Annotated in this window: 19 protein-coding genes; all 19 read right to left on the reverse strand. The window is 28.7% G+C overall.

Annotated elements, in window-relative coordinates; genetic code table 11:
• Window positions 1-70 precede the first annotated feature (70 nt).
• Window positions 71-706 (reverse strand): 50S ribosomal protein L25, encoded by a 636-nt coding sequence (locus CVV26_00545; GenBank protein ID PKL72735.1) that lies wholly within the window; start codon window positions 704-706, stop codon window positions 71-73.
• Window positions 707-739: 33 nt separating this feature from the next.
• Complete coding sequence (locus CVV26_00550) at window positions 740-1066, reverse strand: hypothetical protein (GenBank protein PKL72736.1); 327 nt, start codon at window positions 1064-1066, stop codon at window positions 740-742.
• Window positions 1067-1082: 16 nt separating this feature from the next.
• On the reverse strand, window positions 1083-1307 hold the full coding sequence (locus CVV26_00555) for a hypothetical protein (protein PKL72737.1): 225 nt from the start codon (window positions 1305-1307) through the stop codon (window positions 1083-1085).
• The gene (locus CVV26_00560; protein ID PKL72780.1) at window positions 1300-1575 is read right to left on the reverse strand and encodes an antitoxin HicB; all 276 of its coding nucleotides are present in this window, start codon (window positions 1573-1575) and stop codon (window positions 1300-1302) included. Before CVV26_00560 ends, CVV26_00555 begins: the two co-directional genes overlap by 8 nt.
• Window positions 1576-1682: 107 nt before the next feature.
• Window positions 1683-2153 (reverse strand): ligand-binding protein SH3, encoded by a 471-nt coding sequence (locus CVV26_00565; protein ID PKL72738.1) that lies wholly within the window; start codon window positions 2151-2153, stop codon window positions 1683-1685.
• A 49-nt stretch (window positions 2154-2202) separates the two neighbouring features.
• Entirely contained in the window at window positions 2203-3246 is a 1044-nt protein-coding gene (locus tag CVV26_00570; protein ID PKL72739.1) for a hypothetical protein, read from the reverse strand.
• A gap of 109 nt (window positions 3247-3355) precedes the next feature.
• A complete protein-coding gene (locus CVV26_00575; GenBank protein ID PKL72740.1) occupies window positions 3356-4357 on the reverse strand; it encodes a hypothetical protein in 1002 nt (333 codons plus the stop codon).
• Between the two features lie 42 nt (window positions 4358-4399).
• The gene (locus CVV26_00580; GenBank protein PKL72741.1) at window positions 4400-5974 is read right to left on the reverse strand and encodes a 2,3-bisphosphoglycerate-independent phosphoglycerate mutase; all 1575 of its coding nucleotides are present in this window, start codon (window positions 5972-5974) and stop codon (window positions 4400-4402) included.
• Window positions 5975-6019: 45 nt separating this feature from the next.
• A complete protein-coding gene (locus CVV26_00585; GenBank protein ID PKL72742.1) occupies window positions 6020-7573 on the reverse strand; it encodes a 2,3-bisphosphoglycerate-independent phosphoglycerate mutase in 1554 nt (517 codons plus the stop codon).
• A 127-nt stretch (window positions 7574-7700) separates the two neighbouring features.
• The gene (locus tag CVV26_00590) at window positions 7701-8141 is read right to left on the reverse strand and encodes a hypothetical protein (protein ID PKL72743.1); all 441 of its coding nucleotides are present in this window, start codon (window positions 8139-8141) and stop codon (window positions 7701-7703) included.
• On the reverse strand, window positions 8092-8643 hold the full coding sequence (locus tag CVV26_00595) for a hypothetical protein (GenBank protein PKL72744.1): 552 nt from the start codon (window positions 8641-8643) through the stop codon (window positions 8092-8094). Before CVV26_00595 ends, CVV26_00590 begins: the two co-directional genes overlap by 50 nt.
• Window positions 8644-8699: 56 nt before the next feature.
• Window positions 8700-9311: a hypothetical protein gene (locus tag CVV26_00600; GenBank protein PKL72745.1), complete on the reverse strand. Its 612-nt coding sequence runs from the start codon at window positions 9309-9311 to the stop codon at window positions 8700-8702.
• Window positions 9312-9377: 66 nt separating this feature from the next.
• Complete coding sequence (locus tag CVV26_00605) at window positions 9378-11519, reverse strand: hypothetical protein (GenBank protein ID PKL72746.1); 2142 nt, start codon at window positions 11517-11519, stop codon at window positions 9378-9380.
• A 37-nt stretch (window positions 11520-11556) separates the two neighbouring features.
• Entirely contained in the window at window positions 11557-13173 is a 1617-nt protein-coding gene (locus CVV26_00610; protein ID PKL72747.1) for a hypothetical protein, read from the reverse strand.
• Between the two features lie 42 nt (window positions 13174-13215).
• Window positions 13216-14643 carry an aminopeptidase gene (locus CVV26_00615; protein PKL72748.1) on the reverse strand — a complete coding sequence of 476 codons (1428 nt, stop codon included), beginning with the start codon at window positions 14641-14643 and terminating at the stop codon, window positions 13216-13218.
• Window positions 14644-14672: 29 nt separating this feature from the next.
• Window positions 14673-16436 (reverse strand): translational GTPase TypA, encoded by a 1764-nt coding sequence (typA, locus tag CVV26_00620; GenBank protein ID PKL72749.1) that lies wholly within the window; start codon window positions 16434-16436, stop codon window positions 14673-14675.
• A 143-nt stretch (window positions 16437-16579) separates the two neighbouring features.
• Entirely contained in the window at window positions 16580-17050 is a 471-nt protein-coding gene (locus CVV26_00625; GenBank protein ID PKL72750.1) for a hypothetical protein, read from the reverse strand.
• 53 nt (window positions 17051-17103) lie between these two features.
• Window positions 17104-18168, reverse strand: coding sequence for a hypothetical protein (locus tag CVV26_00630; protein ID PKL72751.1), 1065 nt, complete (start codon window positions 18166-18168; stop codon window positions 17104-17106).
• A 172-nt stretch (window positions 18169-18340) separates the two neighbouring features.
• Window positions 18341-19999 (reverse strand): hypothetical protein, encoded by a 1659-nt coding sequence (locus CVV26_00635; GenBank protein PKL72752.1) that lies wholly within the window; start codon window positions 19997-19999, stop codon window positions 18341-18343.
• Window positions 20000-20082: the final 83 nt, after the last annotated feature.

Consider the following 20082-nt stretch of genomic DNA (forward strand, 5'->3'; position numbering starts at 1 on the left):
GTTTATAGAAAAATGTATATTTAAAATAAGTAATTTGTTTCTTGTTGTTCTTAACTCAATCCCCTCCTCTTTATTTATTAATAGCAGATTTATTAGTTGGTTCTTTTTTTTCTTCTTCTTTCTTTTCTTCAACAACTTCTTTTTTCTCTTCTCTTTTTGGTGGCACAACAGCAGAGACTATTTCATCTAATTTATCTAAAATTTTAATATTTAAAGGAATTTTAAGATCTTTAATATGAATAATATCTTCAAAAGTATTAAGACATGAAATATTAACATCTATTTCAGAAATTAAATCTTCAGGCAAACATTCAATTTCAACAGAGTCTACATTTCTTATTAATACTCCACCCAATTCTTTTATTGCTTTAGATTCTCCAATAAAATTCAATTTTATTGAATGAGTTATTTTCTCTCCTTTTTTAATTTGATAAAAATCAATATGCAAAATTTCACTTTTTACTGGATCTTTTTGAATTTCTTGAATCAAAACTTTTATAGGTTTTTGACCATCTATTATTAAATCCAAAAGGCTTCCATCTCCTACTTGTTTATAAAGTTTTTGAAAAATAGATTTTTTAATTTCAATATTTTTATTTTCTATTCCATGCCCATAAATTACAGCTGGTAAAATTCCCTTTTTTCTTAAACTTTTACTTTTTTTATTTATTAAAGTTCTTAAATTTGTTTTTAAAGTTAAATCCATAAAAATTTATTATTATAAAATAAATGCTTGCAATTAATTTTGTTGATTTTTTTGAAAAAAAGATTGATGAACCAAAATAACATCATCATTATTAACAATAGAAGAATTTTTAAATTTTAAAACATCGCTCTCTATTAAATCAGTCACTAAACCAACTGAATTGACACCTAAATTATCAGTAGTGACCAAAGAAACAATTGAACTATAACATTTTTTACATTTTGAATAAATTAAATGTTTATTGCCTTTTTCTTCTAAAATTTTAACTTCTATTAATTTATGGTGTTCATTGCAGATTGGGCAAAAAGAAATTTTTTTTAATACTTCTAAAGATATTTGATTTAAAAAATTATTAGACATAAAAATAAATTTAAAATTAAAAGTTATTTTCTAAATCATCTTTTGAAATTTCAGCTTGTTTTAAAATGCTAAATATTGTACCCTTAGGTAAATCTTTTGTATGATAAGACAAAGTAACTCTTTGTTTTGTTATTAAATGATAAAGAATATAATGACTGCCAGTGATATGATCTATTTCAAATCCTTTTTTCTTTAAAATTTTTAAAAGTTGTTTTGAAGAATAATTGGGTATTTTAGGCATAAACCAAAGAAGGTTTTTTTATAAAAACTTTTTCTAATTCTACGGTAGTCATAAAAGTTTCTTCATCAGAAGGAATTAATTCTTTGTGTTTTTTAAGACTAGCAACATAACCCTTGATGGCGTCAATAGCCATAATTTTTGCTTCTTTTAAATCTTTTCCATAAGTAATGCATCCCGGAAGACTGGGAATAATAACAGTAAACCCTCCTTCTGGTTCTGCTCGAAAAATTATATTATAATGAAAAAATTTTTGTTCTATTTGTTTCATAATTATTAGAAATTTAAAATTTTTTTCTTCTTTCAATTAAAAAAATAAAAACTTAAAAATATTTTTATTTTTTTATATTTTATATATTATCAAAATCTATTTTTTTGTCAAATATTATATGCCAATATTCCCATGGTTATTAGTGTAATTATTAAGCCAGCTAATAATACTCCAACAAAAATCAATCCTAATGCTTTCCAATAAGGTATTCCAAATAAAAATGCGGCAACTGCGCCAGACCAAGCCCCAGTCATTGGTAAAGGAATAGCGACAAAAATAATTAAAGCGATATTACCATATTGTTTAAATTTTTGATAAAAATTTTTTCTGGTTCTTTCAAAAAGCCAAGTAAAAAATCTATTAAAAAAATAAAACCGTTCCATTAAAATTTTAGACAAAGACCCAAAAAACCACAATAAAAAAAATATAGGAATCATGTTTCCAAAAACAGCCCAAAAAAATGCTTCAAAAACTGGTAATTTATAAATTCCTATAGCTATTGGGATAGTTCCTCGAAGTTCATTAATTGGCGTCATTGCTATTAATAAGGTCATTAATTGTTCATTTCCTAAAATCATAATAACACAAATTTAAAATAATTTTAAATAATCTTCTATAATTTATAATTTACAATTTCTTTTCTTTCCATTTGTAATTTTCAAAAATCCATTCAATTAAATTTTTCATTTCTATAAAATTTTTTTTCTTTGTTTTATTACCTAATAAAACAGCAATGATTTCATTTCCGTCTTTATTTTCCGCCTGAATAACCAAACAACTACCTGCTTCATTGGAAAAGCCTGTTTTTCCTGCTTTAATTTTTAATGCGCCTCCCAATAATTCATTAGTATTTTCCACTATTATTTCTCTTATTTTTTTTAATCCCAAAAAAGTATCAAAATTATATTTATCAATAATTAAAATTTTTTTAATTTCTTGATTTTTTAAGGCTTGTTTGGCTAAAATTGCTATTTCTAAAGCAGTGGATAAATTATCCGGGTCTAATCCAGTGGGTTCAACAAAATATGTATTTTTTAATCCCATTTTTTGAGCTTTTTCATTCATTTTTTTAACAAAATCTTTTTTATTTAAACCAGTGGATCTATTTAGAGCTAGAAATGCATTATTTTTTGAACCAATTAAACCGGCGTAAAATAAATCTTTTGTTTTAATTTCTTCTTTAAAATTTACATTTAATCGAGCGCCTCCTATTTCATCTTCTTTTATAATTTTTATTTTTTTCATTAAATCAGGATTTGTTTCTAAAAAAATCAAAGCACTCATTAATTTAGTTAAGCTAGCAATACTTTTTTTCTCTTGAGGTTTTTTTTGCCAAAGAATTTTTTTTGTTTTTAAATCAACAACTATTCCATTAGGAACAGCCAATTTAATCTCTGGATTTTGCTTATTAATTCTAATAGGTTCTTTAGATTTTAAAGGAGCTGGTTTTAAATCTACTCTTATATTTGTGGTTTGTTTTGGCAAAGTATTAAATTTTGTAAAAATATCTTTTTCTAAATATTTAGGCAACATCAAATTTATTTTAGATGTATCACTAATTAATTTGGTATTGTTTGTTAATTCTAAAGAAAATAAATTTATTAATTGTCCAAAAAATATTATCAATAAAGTTGTCAAAATTATTAAAAGCCATTTTATATTTTTCTTCATGTAAATTTTAATTAAATTTTTAATTTAAAATAGCTAAAAGTTATTTTAAATAAACCCTCCAATAAATTTTTAACGTTGCTTTGGTATTGTTTTTCATAAAGAAAAAAGATTACTGATTTTGTAATTGCCATTCTAAACGGTTGGGATTATTTAATTGAATGAAGTCATAAGCCAAATCTAAAATATTTTGCTTGGAACGATAATTTTTTATTAAAGCAATTTGTTTTGCTTTTGGATAATCTTTTTTAAATTGCATTACATTGCTAATTGAAGCGCCACGAAATTTATAAATTGATTGGTCATCATCAAAGGAAACGGTAATATTATTTTTTTGGGCACTTAATAATTTTATTAATTCATATTGAGCCCAATTGGTATCTTGAAATTCATCAACAAGAATATATTTAAATTGTTTTTGATATTTTTCTAAAATTTGTGGCCTTTTTTTAAATAATTTTAAGGTATAATTAATTAAATCTCCAAAATCCAGGGCACTGTTTTCTAATAAAAGTTGTTGATAAATATGATAAGCATTTGCAATTTCATTAATTCGCGCAATTTCTTGATCTTTAATTTTTTCTTTGTTTAAATTTTTTTTCAATTTTTCGGCATATTTTAAATAATCCTCCGGCCAAATTTCTTCATCCTTGGCTCTGGAAAAATGTTTAATCATTGCTTGAATAAATTTTGTTGGATTTCCCAAAGGGCGATAATAATCCAAATTAAATCGATCAAAATTTCGTCTGATTAAAAAATTTTGTTCTGTTTGTGTCAATAATTTAAAATTATCAGACAAGCCAATATCAATGGCGTGTTGTTTAAGAATTCTTTCCGCAAAAGAATGAAAAGTAGAAATCCACAAATCAACATAACCATAAGGCAAAAGTATATCCACTCTTTCCTCCATTTCTTCTGCCGCTTTATCAGTAAAAGTTAAAGCTAAAATTTCTTCTGGCTTCGCTTGATTAGATAAAATTAACCAAGCTATTCTGCTGGTAATAACGGTCGTTTTCCCAGTTCCTGCTCCGGCAATAATAAGCAAAGGACCATTTTTATAAGTCACTGCTTTTTTTTGTTCTTCATTTAAATTTTCTAATAAATTTTTTTCCATAAAAATATGTTTAGGTATGTTTGGGGGTCGTATCCACAAACATTAGATTAAACTGTTTCCTGTCATTTCTTCTGGTTCTGAAATATTCATAATTTTTAAAATTGTTGGGGCAATATCAGCTAAAACACCAGAAGAAACAAGTCCACTTAAATCTGGATTAATTCTACCTAATTCTATAGCTTTATTTTCCCATTGTTTTCCAATTAAAATAAACGGCACTGGATTAGAAGAATGTTCTTTATCAATTTCTCCTGTATATAAATTAATAACTTCTTCAGCATTACCATGATCAGCAGTGATTAAAGCAGTTCCATTTTTTGATAAAATTTCATCAACAATTTTTTTTAAACATTCATCAATATATTCCGTTGCTTGAATAACCGCTTTTAAATTTCCTGTGTGCCCAACCATATCTGTGTTAGCAAAATTTACTACAATAAAATCATATTCATCTTTGGAAATTTCTTGAAGCAATTTTTCTATTATTATAGGGGCACTCATTTTTGGCTGTTCAGCGTATGAAGAAATTTGAGGAGATGGAACAACAATATTGCTTTGTCCTTTGAAAGGTTTTTCTTCTCCACCATTAAAAAAATATGTCACATGAGCGTATTTTTCCGTTTCGGCAATATGTAATTGATTTAATCCTGAATCACTAAGAATTTTTGCTAATGGCATTTTAATTTCTTCTGGCGAAAAAGCTATTTTTACTAAAAGATCTTTTTCATATTCAGTCATTGTTGCAAAATATAAATTTTTCAAAAATTGAGGTCTTTTAAAATTTTGAAAATCTGGTAAAACAAACGCCTGAGTTAATTCTCTAGCGCGATCTGATCTAAAATTAAAAAAAATCACCGCGTCTTTGTCTTGAATTTTAGTAATTGGCTCTTTGTTTTCATTTAATAAAACTGTTGGCAAAAATTCTTCATCAAAAATATTTCGATCATAAGAATCTTGAATTGCTTCAATTGAATCATTAAAACTTTTTTCTGATTGTCCCTCTGTCATTGCTAAAAAAGTTTTTTCAATCCGATCCCAATGATTATCTCTATCCATCGCATAAAATCGTCCAGAGATTGTAGCAATTTTTCCGATACCAATTTGATTTATTTTTTCTTCTAACTCTTTTATAAATTCTATACCACTATTATAAGCCACGTCTCGACCATCTAAAAATGCGTGAATATAAACTCGTTTTTGTTTTTCTTTTTTTGCTAATTCTAATAAACCGAAAAGATGTTCATTAAAACTATGTGTCCCGCCATTTGAAACCAACCCCATCAAATGCAAAGCAGAATTATTTTCTTTGGTATATGAGCATGCTTCTAAAAAAACTTTGTTATTAAAAAAACTTCCATCTAAAATAGATTTATTAATTCGAGGTAAATTTTGATAAACAATTTTTCCAGCTCCCAAATTTAAATGTCCGACTTCTGAATTACCTACTTCTCCATAAGGTAATCCCACTGCTTCTCCAGAAGCCTGCAAAACAGCGCTAAAATAAGTGGTAATATATTTATTAAAATTAGGAGTTTTTGCTAAGCTAATTCCATTTCCTCTGGATGCCGGAGCCACTCCCCAGCCATCAAGAATAATTAAAACAATTGGTTTTTTCATCTTAAAATAAACTCGTAACAGTAAACCAGTAACGAGTAATTAAAATTAGAAATTTAATTTAAAATTTTCAATTAAACTTTTTCCTTTCATTTCTTTTGGTTTTTCTATTTCGAATAATTCTAAAATTGTTGGAGCGACATCGGATAAAATTCCATCTTTTCTTAATTTTCTTTTTTGATTATCTACTAAAATAAATGGCACGGGATTTTTTGAATGTTTTGTGTCAATTTCTCCAGTTTCCAAATTAATCATTTCCTCAACATTGCCATGATCAGCTGTTATTATTACTGTTCCATTTTTTTCTTGAACCTTTTTAATAATTTTTCCCACACATTTATCAACGCATTCTATTGCTTGGATAGCTGCTTTTAAATTTCCTGTATGACCAATAATATCTGGGTTAGCAAAATTCACCGCAATAAAATCATAATTTAATTTATTTAAAACTGTTTTTGTAATTTCTGGCGCGCTCATTTCTGGTTGTTTATCATAATAAGGAATATCTAATGAAGGAATTTTTATTCTTTCTTCGCCATTCACAGGATCAGCATATCCGCCATTAATAAAATAAGTCATATGAGCATATTTTTCTGTTTCAGCAATATAAACTTGTTTAAATTTTTCCAAAACAAGAGGCAAACACATTTTTATATCACGAGACGGAAAAGCTGTAAAAACATGAGGTAAATCAGGTCCAAAATCAGTCATTGCTACAAAACGAATATTTTGCAAAACTTTCTTTCTTTTAAATGAACCTTCGTTCATTTTATTAAAATCTTTTTGAAGAAACGCCTTGGTTAATTCTCTAGCGCGATCAGATCTTAAATTAGAAAAAACAATCATATCATTGTCATGAATAACACTTATTGGTTTTTTGTTTTTTGTAATTACTGTCGGAGAAATATATTCATCAGTTAAATTTTTATTATAAGCCTTTGAAATTGCTTGTTCTGGACTTTCCGCTCCCTCCCCCTTTCCTAAAACCATTGCATTATAAACACTTTCAATTCTTTCCCATTTTTTCTTTCTATCCATGGCAAAAAATCGTCCAGAAATTGTAGCAATTTTTTCTTGACCTTGAAAATAAGCCTCAACTTTTTTTAAATATTTTATTGCTCCATGCTGAGAAGAATCGCGACCATCAGTGAAAAAATGAAAAAAAATTTTATTACTATTTATTCCTTGTTGTTCAATTAATTTTAATAAAGCGTGAATATGACTCAAATCAGTATGAGGACTTTGTGAACCTGAAAGCAAACTCATTAAATGAATATTTGTTTTATATTTTTTTGTGTGTTTTATTGCTTCTAAAATGGCTGTATTTTTAAAAAATGTTCCATCAATAATACTTTCTGAAATATAAACAGCATCTTGTTTAACTATTCTGCCAGCTCCTAAATTAATATGCCCGGCTTCAGAATTGCCATCCTGATAATTAGGTAAGCCAACATATTTTCCATGGGCTTTTAATAAAGTATTTGGATATTTTTTATATAAAAAATCCATCACTGGCGTCTTGGCTAAAGTGACAGCATTTCCTTTTGACGCCGGAGCAATTCCCCAGCCATCAAGAATAATTAAAACTATTGGTTTTGACATAAGAAAAATATTTAAAAAAATTCTAAATTTTAAATTTCTAAAACCTAGAACATAATTAAAATTATACAAAAAAACTTCAAAATAGCAATTTAAAAATAAAAGATTATAATTTTTATTATTTTAATAATTAAAAATCAGCAACTTCTTGCCATGAAATAATATTAATTGTTGGATTTATTTTATCAATAATAATTTTTGCTTTTCTAATAATTATTCCGACTGTGCCAGATGAAGTGATTGTGCGATTTTGTCCACCTTGACTTGTGACAGTGTAAGCGCAAATTCCTTGTCCCAATGTAAGACTGCCACTACCAGTATATGAAGTTGAATCTCTCATTTGTTGAAGCGCTTCTTCTGCGCAGGCATTAGTCAATGCTTTGGCTTGATTTGATTGCTCAATTGCAAAACTTGTTCGCGATGATCCAACACCAAGCAAAAGCAATGATACTACAATTGCTATTCCAATCGCACCTAACACTAACACGCTTATTAATACCACATATCCATTATTTTTATATTTAACGGAGCGAAGCAGATCCATAAAATGTTTTTGAAAAATTATACTCATTACGATTTGATAAATTTTGATGTATAAGTGTAAATTGAATACGAATTATGCCTGACGTATTAGTGCGAGATAAATTTGAAAAAGAAAGATTAGAAACAATAACGCGAGAATTGGTAATAGACACATTTGAACCGGTCCCCTCTTTAATTTTAATCACGCCGTTAGTAAGATCAAAAATTGTCGGATCATTTGCACTAGCAATAACATCTAATGTTAAAGATGAAGCGCTTATGCCTTGCAAAGGCGAAATGATGGCTTCCGCATTCCGCGCTGTTTGTGTAATAATTTGCATCACTGCTAATCCTTGTTGTTCCACTTCAGCAATGGTTTGATTTTTCACACGCGATTGAAGTAATAAAAATAAAAATATAGAAATAGCCAAAAGCATTATTGATGCAATGCTAATGTAAAGCAATAATTCAATAAGAGTAAAACCCTTGGTAGCTTTTAGCTGATAGCTGTTAGCTAATAGGTTTTTAAATTTATTTTTTTTTATTTTCATAATTAAAAAGCTAATTAATTTATTAGAAATTTCCTAAAAAGCTAAGAAGCTAGAACTTATTTTGCGCAACAAGTGTCAGCAGAAGGAATAGTGCAAAAAGAGTCACCGCCAGATAAATATATTTCATTATATTTAACGCATTGTTGTTCATTTTGTCTGCAAATGCCAGAAACATATCCTTGTTGCACAGCATAATCATTGCAAGAACCAGGAACAGGCGCGCTTTTTTGCCAATTTGTCATTCTAGAACTTAATGACACCAAGCCAACCCGTTGTGGATTTTGTTGCCATGTAATATTTGAAATAATATTTTTACGATTTAAATCAATTGATGAAATAATAATTTGTCTAGTAAAAATATCATTCATATCTTGCGAGCCAGAAAAATTCCATTGATTACCAGAAATTACAAGACCATGATTTGCATCAGTTAAATTATTAAAATTAGCATCACGAATATTACGCGTTGCTTCTAATCCTTCCTCAGCCAACATTGTTGCTCGTACTCGATTACCCGCAAACACACTTGCTTCTTGCGCATAGAGATATGCGCCCACAAATGTCGTAACCAATAAAACAAAAATTGCGCTAACAAGTATAATTTCAACAAGACTAAAACCTTTATTAAGTGTTAAGTTGAAAAAATTGTGTTTTGATTTTATTTTCATTTTTTTAAAATAAAAATAAACAATAAAACTTTAAAAAAAGAATAAACTTTTATATTAGGCTTAGTCTTAATATAAATTATTTAAAATTTCTTCAAATTCTTTTTCATTAATTATTTTTACTCCCAATTCTTTTGCCTTTTCGTATTTTGAGCCTGGATGTTTGCCTAAAACCATATAATCAGTTTTTTTACTGACTGAATTTGAAATTTTTCCGTGCAAACTTTTTATTTTTTCTTTTGCCTCGTCGCGCGTCATTGATTCTAATTCTCCAGTCAAAACAAAACTTTTGTTTTCTAAAATAAATTTTTTCTCAACTAAAACTATAGGATAAATAATTTCAATTCCTAATTGATCAAATTCTTTTAATAATTCTATATTTTTTTTATTTTTAAACCACTCTTGAATACTTTCTACCATTTTAATTCCCACGCCATTAATTTTTTCCAAATCTTCTTTCTTTAAGTCTCTTTGACAAAGGAGATTTAGAAGGTTTATTGTGTTTGAAAATCCCCCAACCCCCTTTATCAAGGGGGCTTTAAATGTGTTTGAAAATCCCTTAACCCCTTCGATGTCCATCAGAAAAGCTCCATTTTCTTTAAGTTTTTCTAAAATTTGTTTTGATAATAATGTTGCGGTTTCTTCTCCAATATGTCTAATTCCTAAAGCGAAAATAAATTTTGCTAAATAAATTTTTTTACTTTCTTGAATTGCTTTAATTAAATTTTGACTAGATTTTTCTGCGAAACGTTCCAATGGTTCAAGGTCTTCTCGAGTTAATTTAAAAATATCCGCTGGAGTTTCAACCAATCCTTTGCTCATTAATTGCTCAACAATTTTTTCGCCCATTCCATCAATATTAAATCCTTTTTTTGAAATAAAATGAATAATTTTTTCTTTTTGTTGAGCAAAACAATTTTGATTCACACAATAATGAGCTACTTCCCCTTCTATTTTTTTAATATCAGAATTGCATATCGGGCATTTTATAGGCATCTCAAATTTTTTTTCTTTACCTTTACGTAATTTTAACAACACTTGAACAATATCTGGGATCACATCACCCGCCTTTTGAATAATCACTGTATCACCAATTCTAATATCCAATCTTCTTATTTCATCTTCATTGTGTAATGTAGCTCGACTGACAATTGTACCCATCACCTTAACTGGTTTTAAAACAGCCACCGGAGTAAGTACGCCAGTTCGACCAATCTGAATAATAATATTTTCAACAATTGTTGTAGTCTGTTCCGCAGGAAATTTAAAAGCAATTGCCCAACGTGGCGCTTTACCTGTATAACCCAAGGCTTCTTGATTTTTTCGTTCATTAATTTTAATGACAATTCCATCAATCCAATAATTTTGCGCTTCTTTTTTTTCTTTCCATTTTTCCCAATACTTAATTATTTGTTCAACATTTTCACAATATTGATAATATGGATTAACCTTAAATCCCAATTTTTTTAATGTTTTTAATTCTTCTTTTTGAGAAATCGGTAAATTACCATCTTCTTGCCAAACTAAATCATAAACAAAACAATCTAATTTTCTTTGTGCGACAATTTTTGAATCCAATTGTCTAATTGTTCCGGCAGCCGCATTTCTCGGATTTGCAAATTCTGGCTCTGCTTTTTCTTTTCTTTTTTTATTCAATTCTTGAAAAACTTTTTTGCTCATCCAAATTTCACCTTCAACCATTATATTTATTGGCTCTTCCAATTTTAAAGGAATACTTTCAATAGTTTTTAAATTTTGAGTAACATCCTCCCCTACTTTACCGTCTCCTCGTGTTGCACCAGCAACAAAAATTCCTTTTTTATAAGTTAAAATGACATGCAACCCGTCTATTTTTAACTCGCAAAGATAATCTATAAAATTATTTCGTTCTTGTTTTTCTAAAAATTTTTTATTTCTTATTTCCCAATCAAAAATTTCTTGAGAATCAAAAGCATCATTAAAAGACCATTGTCTAATTTTATGTTTTAATTTTTTAAATTTTCCTAATGGTTGTCCGCCCATTCTTTGAGTGGGCGAATCAAAAGTAATAAATTCTGGATTTTCTTGTTCTAATTTTTCAAGTTCATGCTTTAAAGAATCCAAGGCAGCATCAGAAATTTCTTGTTGATCTAAAACATGATAAAGATAACGATGATAATTTATTTCTTTTTTTAAATTTTCAATCCTTTGTTTAATTTCTTGTTTACTCATATTTTTTATAAAACAACATGGGTTAAACCCTATATTTTTAATATTTTTTTACTCCATATTCTTTAAAAATTTCTTCAATCTCATCGTATTCTAACTCTTCTTTTTTTAATAATTCATTAGCAAATCGTTCAACTATTTTCCATTCTTTTTTTAATAATTCTTCTACATTTTTTGCGCAAGAAAAAAATATTTCTTGAGTCTCGTTATTTAATTTTTCTTTAATACTTTCAGAAAGTTGAGCCTCTGGAATTACTGAATAGTCGCCAATAAAACCATTTTGTCCCATACCAAATTTCCAAACCATATCATGAGCAATAATCATTGCTCCCTTAAAATCACTAGCCACTCCATCAGAAGTAATTCCATATTTTAATTTTTCCGACACATATCCAGCCAAAAAAACCTTAATATCAGCCAAAATTTTATCTTTGCTGGAAGTAAAAAGTTCTTCTCTAGGTTGTGAATAAACAACACCCAAAGATTCTTTTCTTGAAATAATCGAAGCTTTAAAAACATCATTGGTTGGATGTAAAAAATACATTGTTATTAAATGTCCGGCTTCATGAAAAGCAATCATCTCTCTTTCTTTAGGAGTTATTTTTCTTCGATGTTTAATCCCAATATCAATTCGTTCAATTGCTTCGGTAATATCTTCATATTTAATTTCTTTTCTTGCTTCTCGAGTAGCAATTAATGCCGATTCTTTAACAATATTTTCAATATCAGCTGGAGATTTATGAACTGTTTTTTTTGCCAAACGAGAAATATTAATAGAAGAAGAATCGTATTTAATTTTACCAAGATAATATTTAAAAATTTTTTCTCGACCAACAAGATCTGGACGATCAATATAAAGTTTTCGATCAAAACGTCCAGGTCTTAATAATGCTGGATCCAATACTCCATCCGCCGCATTTGTCGCGCCAATTACAATTACATCGACATTTTTTTCTTTTAAGCCATCCATTTCAACTAATAATTGATTTTGAGTCGCATTTGTTTCTTGGCCTCCCATAAAACTAAAAGATCGTTGACGACCAATTGCGTCTAATTCATCAATAAAAATAATACAGGCTCCATGACCATAAGCTAATAATCGTGCTCGTTTAAAAAGTTTTCTTACTCTGGCTGCGCCCACGCCCACAAAAACCTCTGTAAATTCACTGCCTGAAACTGAAATAAATGGCACCTTTGCTTCTGTGGCAATCGCTTTAGCTAAATAGGTTTTTCCGCAACCCGGAGGGCCTACCATTAAAAGTCCCCTGATTACTTTTCCACCAATTTTTATTAATAATTTTCTATCTCTAATTAATTGAACAACCTCCCATGCTTCTTGTTTTGATTCATCCATTCCAATCACATCATCCCATTTAATATCAATTTTTTCACCTTTAATTTTATTTGAAGGCATTTTAGAAAATCCACCTTGAAGAATTAATTGATAAAGAAAAACAAAAATTACCGCATTAACGCCAGCCAATAATAAATTAATCGGCATACTTGCCAAAGTCATTTTGCGATAAAAAGATTCCAAAGAAAGCAATCCCCAAATAGCCAAAGTAATCAAAATAATTAATATAAAACCTATGAGCATTTTTAACCAATGCATCATAAAGAATAATTTAATTTTTCTTAAAATAAATAAATTCCGCATAAAATAATTTTAATAGAAATATACAGGGGTTGAGTCCTATATTTAGGAAATTAAAAAGGCTTTATAACCTAAATAAGCACAATAAATATCAGCTTTGGAAACAATTTCTAATGGAGCGTGCATATTAAATAATGCTACTCCAATATCAACAACATCAATATTACGATTAGCTAAATATTTAGCGATTGTTCCTCCACCACTCTGATCAACTTTACCACCTAATCCACCAGAAAACTGATAAACAATATTTTTATCTTGTTTAAATATATTTTTCAATTTTTGCAAAAACTCAGCCGATGCTTCAGAAGTAGAATATTTACCACCATGACCAGTATGTTTTTCTATAGCTAATCCAAATCCCATTTTACAAACATTTTTTAATTCAACAAAATTTTTATAATCAGGATCTAGCGCCACTGTCACATCAGCTGAAATTGCTTGACTTAAAGAATAAGAATTATAAATTTCTTCTAAACTACTTTTACTTTTATTTAATTTTAAAATATTCAACAAAAAATTTTCAATAAACAATGATTGAGAGCCAGTATTTCCATCTGATCCTATTTCTTCTCTATCAATTAAAATACAAATTTGCGTTTGATCAACTATTTTCGCATCTAAAAAACTCATTAAAGATGAATAAGCGCACACCTTATCATCATGTCCATAAGCTGAAATTAAACTTCTATCAAAACCCAAATCTCTTGCTTTTTCACTTGGCACAGCTTGTATTTCTGCGCTAACAAAATCCTCTTCTTTAATTCCATATTTATTAAAAAGATATTCTAATATTGCTAATTTAACTTTTTCTTTAACTTTTTTATCATTAACAGGCAATGACCCTAATAATAAATTTAATTCTTCTCCTTTAATTTCATGAAATTCAGATTTCCCTCCACTAACATTTCGATCAAGATGCGGTAATAAATCTGTAATCATAAAAATCGGTTCATCAATTTTTTCTCCAATTTTAATATTTACTTTTTTTCCATTTTCTAAATAAACAACTCCATACAAAGCTAATGAAACAGTTGGCCATTGATATTTTTTAATTCCTCCATAATAATGAGTTTTTGCAAAAACTAAATTTTCTTCTTCATAAAGTGGATTTACTTTAAAATCTAAATGAGGAGAATCAATATGCGACATAATTATTTTCATTCCTTTTTCTAATCCTTTTTTTCCAATTTTAGCTAAAAATAAACTTTTATCACGATTAACTGCATAAACTTTATCACCAACAGAAAGAGATTTTATTTCTTTAATATTTTTAAAACCGTTTTCTTTAGCTAATTTAATTCCTTCTTCAACTGCTTCTCTTTCTGTTTTAGCTTCACTTACAAAATTTTTATAACCTTCAGCAAAATCAAAAGCATTTTTTTTAATTTTATCATCCCAAACTTCCCAACAACTTTTTTTTTCTAATTTAAGTTGTTTTTCTAATTTTTGATAATCGATTTTTTTAGACATAAAATAATAAGTTAAAAATAAAAGTTAATTTATCTTTTTGCTTTTAAATTTTGTTTACGCAAACGAATATTTTTTGGTGTAATTTCCAAATATTCATCTTCAGCGATAATTTCCAAACCACGTTCCAAAGTTAAGTCTATTGGCGTAATTAATTGAATAGCAATGTCAGCGCCTGAAGATCGCATATTACTCAATTGTTTTCCTTTGGTTGGATTAACAACCATATTATAACCTTTGGCAGTATTGCCAATTACTTCGCCCTCATAAACTTCTACATTTGGATTTATATATAAAGCGCCACGATCTTGAAGATTAGCCAAAGAAAACGCCAATGTCTTTCCTGTTTCTCCAGAAATCATAGAACCCAAATTGTGTTTTTCAATTTCACCAGCATAAGGTTTAAAATCTATTAATTCGCTACACAAAATTCCCTCTCCTTTTGTGTCAACAATAAATTCACCTCGATAACCCAGAAATCCACGAGTTGGCATTTCAAAAATTAATCGGATATGATTTTGTTCTGGATTCATTTCAATCATTTGCCCTTTTCTTTTTGAAATTTTTTCTATAATAATACCAACAAATTCTTGCGGAACATCGATGGTAATTCTTTCAAATGGTTCATTTTTTTTACCATCAATTTCTTTAAAAATTACCTGCGGTTGAGAAACTTGAAGTTCAAATCCCTCGCGTCGCATATTTTCTAATAAAATAGCAATATGTAATTCACCACGACCAAAAATTTTATAATGTTCAATAGGAGAAAAATCTATTTTTAGTCCCACATTAACCTCTAATTCTTTTTCTAATCGTTCTTTAATTTGGCGACTAGTAACAAATTTTCCTTCCTTTCCCGCAAAAGGCGAATTATTAACTAAAAAATTTAAAGAAATTGTCGGCTCATCTATTCTAATAGCTGGTAAAAGTGCTTGATTCAAATTACTACAAATTGTGTCACCAATATAAATGTTTGGTAATCCGGCAATCATAACAATATCTCCGCCTTTAATTTCTAAAACTTCTTTTCTTTCCACACCTTCAAAAGTGAAAGCCTTGGTAATATTTCCGGAAATAATTTCTCCAGATTGTTTTTTAATAAAAACCTTATCCCCTACTTTTGCTGAACCTTGATAAACGCGACCAATGCCTAAACGACCCAAATAATTATCATAAGCAAGATTGCATGGCTGAAAAGCAAATGATAAATTTTCATCAACTTTTGTGGATAAAACTTTTTCTAAAATTGTATCTAAAAGTGGAGTAAGATCTTTAGAATCGTCATCTAATTTTATTTTTGCAATACCTTGTTTGGCAATCGCGTAAATAGTAAAAAAATCCAATTGTTCGTCGTTAGCGCCTAAATCCATAAAAAGTTCTAAAACTTTTTCATGAGCCCATTCTGGTCGAGCAGCTAATTTATCAATTTTATTAATCACTACAATTGGTTTTAATCCTAATTGTAATGCCTTTTTTAAAACAAATTTAGTTTGAGGCATTGGACCTTCTTGCGCATCAACCAGTAAAAGCACAGAATCAATGGAACGTAAAACACGCTCTACTTCTGAACCAAAATCCGCGTGACCAGGAGTATCAACAATATTAATTTTAGTTCCCTTATAAAAAACCGAGGTATTTTTAGAATAAATTGTAATACCCCGTTCTTGTTCTAAGGCATTAGAATCCATGCTCGCTGTATCATCAGTAACCATACCGGTTTGACGCATTAAAGCATCTGTTAAACTTGTTTTGCCATGATCTACATGAGCAATAATTGCAATATTTCTAATTTCCATAATTAATTAAATTAAACAATTAAAATTAAATTAAATTATTATAATTAAATTATAACAAAAAAACAAAAAATCAGCAATTTAAAAAATTTTCATTCCTTTGATGGCCATCAAAGGAATGAAAGTTTTGCTAATTTTTTTTATATTTAATATTGAATTAATCCTTTATTATTAATAATAATATTCCGCGCTTCATTATTATTAGTCAAAGTAATTATTCCTGTGGTTTGTGGAAAGCCAGTAAATTTTGCAAAAACTATTTCAGAAAGTCCTGATTGAATAATATTTGTTGGTATTTCAAACACTTCATCAAAAGCAATATCTCGTATAGCATAACTTTCGCCTTTAAATAAAGTGATATTTCCTATTGTAATATGCATACCCCATGAAATATCACCATTAATTGCTTGTGATAAAACTTGTGCGCGACGCAATGTTTGAACAATTTCATTTGTCGCAACATCAAGATTATTTTTATTTTGAAATGACTGAGAAATTGGAAAGGAAATTCCAGCAATAATTGTGATTAACGCGACAGAAAGCATTGCTTCTAACAAGGTAAAACCTTGAGAAGTTTTTAGCTGATAGCTTTTAGCTGTTAGGAAATTAAAAAACATAAAAATATTTGATATTTACATTTTACATTTTTATTAGAAAGCTAAGAAGTTAATTAACTAGCTTTAAATCCTCCGATTAAACTATAAATCGGTAAAATGATTGCCATTGCTACCGCAACAACACCCAACCATACAATTACCAGCAATATTGGCTCTAAAAGAACACTTAAATTTTTTGTTGTATTATCTGTTTTGGCTTCAAATGTCTGACCAATTTTTAATAACACAATAGAAAGTGTAGCTGATTGCTCCCCAATAATTATCAGTTGCTGAATAGATGCGGGAATTAAACGATTAATATTTTTAAAAGAAACAAAACTTTTTTGAAATGAATTGCCTTCGGCAATTGAATCGCGTAAATGAATGTAAAAATTTTTATATTGCAAAATTTCTGTGGCGCTAATCAGCGAGTCCAGTGCTTGAATAATTGGTAAACCAGCAGAAAGTAATGTACCTAAAAGATAGCCAAAACGCGTTAATTCCACTTCTTTAATTAATTGTTTAACGCCGGGCAAAGAAAATAAAAAATATTGACCAATAACTTTTGTTTTAGAAAAAGAAAAAATAAAATAAAATAAAACACCAATGATTACAACTATCATTGGTATCGCATATTGTCCATAATGACCTAAAAAATCTCCAAAACTAATTAAAATTTTAGTAATTAATGGTAGTTCTATTTTAAGTTGAGTAAATACTGATGTTAATTTTGGTAAAATAAACCAAGCAATACCGATTCCAATAATCACTGTCAATGATAATACAAATATCGGATACATCATTGCCGAACTAAGTTTTGATTTTAATGCGCGATTTTTTTCTTGTTCATAAGAGACTATTTTTAAATTTTCAATTAGTTTTCCAGATTTCTCACCCAAACGAATCAACGAAATAGCGTAATCAGCAAATAAATTCGTTTTTTGAAGCGCTTTCCAAATTGGTGAACCAGATTCAATATCTGCGCGAATAAAAACTAAAATTTTTTTTATGCGAGATGAACGCAATTCTTTAGAAATAGAATCTATTGCACTTAAAATCGGCATACCCGAAGCAACTAATATGCTTAAATTTTCAACAAAAAAATCTCGTTCTTTATTGAGGAAAAAAGTTGATAGCATATAAAAATGTAAAATGTAAATATCAAAAATAAATAATTTCTAAACTTTGGCAAAAATCTTAAAATTTATTGTCATCCCGACCGAGGCTTCCAAGCGGAGGAATCCCTTTTTTATTATTTAAATCCGCTAGCTAGTGGAGAAAAAGGAAAATTTTTCATTTTAATTTTACCTATTAATTGTCGTGCGCTTCGCACGGCGGTTCTGCGACTCTTAATAATTCTTCAATTGTTGTAATGCCTGTTTTAACTTTTTCTATACCATCTTCAAAAAGCGATTGCGAACCTTGTTTACGCGCTAATTTCCATATTTCTTGCGTTGACGGCGATTTTAAAATAAGATTTTGCATCTCTGAAGTAATTTGAATAAATTCAAAAATTGCGGTTCTACCTTTATATCCTGTATGATTACAAGTTTCACATCCTTTACCTTGATAAAGCGTAATAGATTCTTCAGAAAAAAAACGAGTTATAGATTTAAATTGCGAAATATTAAGTTCGCTAACTTTTTTTATTACACTGCAACGGCAATGATCACAAATTTTTCTAACCAATCTTTGAGCAATCACTACATTTAATGTAGAAGCCAATAAAAATGGTTCAGCGCCCATATCTAAAATACGCGGAATAGCGGTTGCCGCATCATTGGAATGAAAAGTAGAATACAATAAATGCCCAGTCAAAGCCGCATTAACTGAAATTTCTGCTGTTTCATTGTCTCTTATTTCGCCCACTAAAATAATATCCGGATCTTGACGAACAATTGATCGCAAACCTTTAGAAAATGTTAAACTGGTTTGCGTATTAACTTGAATTTGATTTATGCCTTGAATTTTATATTCAATTGGATCTTCAATAGTTGTAATATTTACATCCGGATTATTTATTAATTTTATTAACGCATACAATGTTGTTGTTTTTCCACTACCTGTTGGTCCTACAACAAGAATCATACCAAATGGTTTTTCGGTTGATGTTTTTAATAATTTTTGATGTGGCAAAGAAAGACCCAAATCACCTAAAGTAAATCCTTGCACATATGCCGCTAAAACACGCAATACTACTTTTTCTCCTTCAATTGTTGGCACAATTGAAACGCGCATATCCACTGCTGTGTTATTCCTTTCATATCGCAAAGAGCCATCTTGAGCGGAAAAATGCTCATCAATCCGCAAACTGCTTTGAACTTTAATTCTGTTTAAAATATTTTCATAAAATTCTTTTGGAATACAACCTGCTTCTTGAAGCACGCCATCAATACGAAATCGAATAACAATTTTATTTTTTTGAGGTTCAAAATGAATATCAGACGCATTATAAACAAGTGCGTCTTCAAAAATTTCTTCCAATAATTTAGGAGCAACGCGGTCTTGTTTTTCAAAAATTTTAGAAAAACGTGTTTCAAGTGATTTTTGATAATGAACAAAACAAGAGTCAATATCTTCAGAAAGAGAATAAGTAATTTTAATTTTTTGTTTATCAAATAATAACTTCAATTCTAAAAGTAATTGAGGATTTTGTGGATTATCCGTGGCAATAATAATTTCATTTTCTGTTTCAAAAAAAACAACCGCGCGAATCAATGTTGCAATTTTTTTAGGTATTTTTAATATCTGTTCTTTTGAGGGTAAATTTGAATTAAGATCCGAATAAGAAATATTAAATGACTCAGCAATCGCTTGTCCCAAAAGATCTTTTGTGATCAATCCTTCTAAAAAAAGATATTCAGTCATTAAAGTATGATGCGTTTTAGCATACTCTTCAGCTTTTTGAATATCTTTCTTAGTAATATAATTTCCTTGCAAAAGAATTTGTTTTAATATTGTGTCATTCATAATAAATGTTAGCTGTTAAGGGTTAATATTGGTATGAAACCAATGTACCCTAAATATCAATTTGGGAATTTTTATTAATTTTT

Source organism: Candidatus Kuenenbacteria bacterium HGW-Kuenenbacteria-1 (genome assembly GCA_002839745.1).
GTDB lineage: Bacteria > Patescibacteriota > Patescibacteriia > UBA2591 > PGYQ01 > PGYQ01.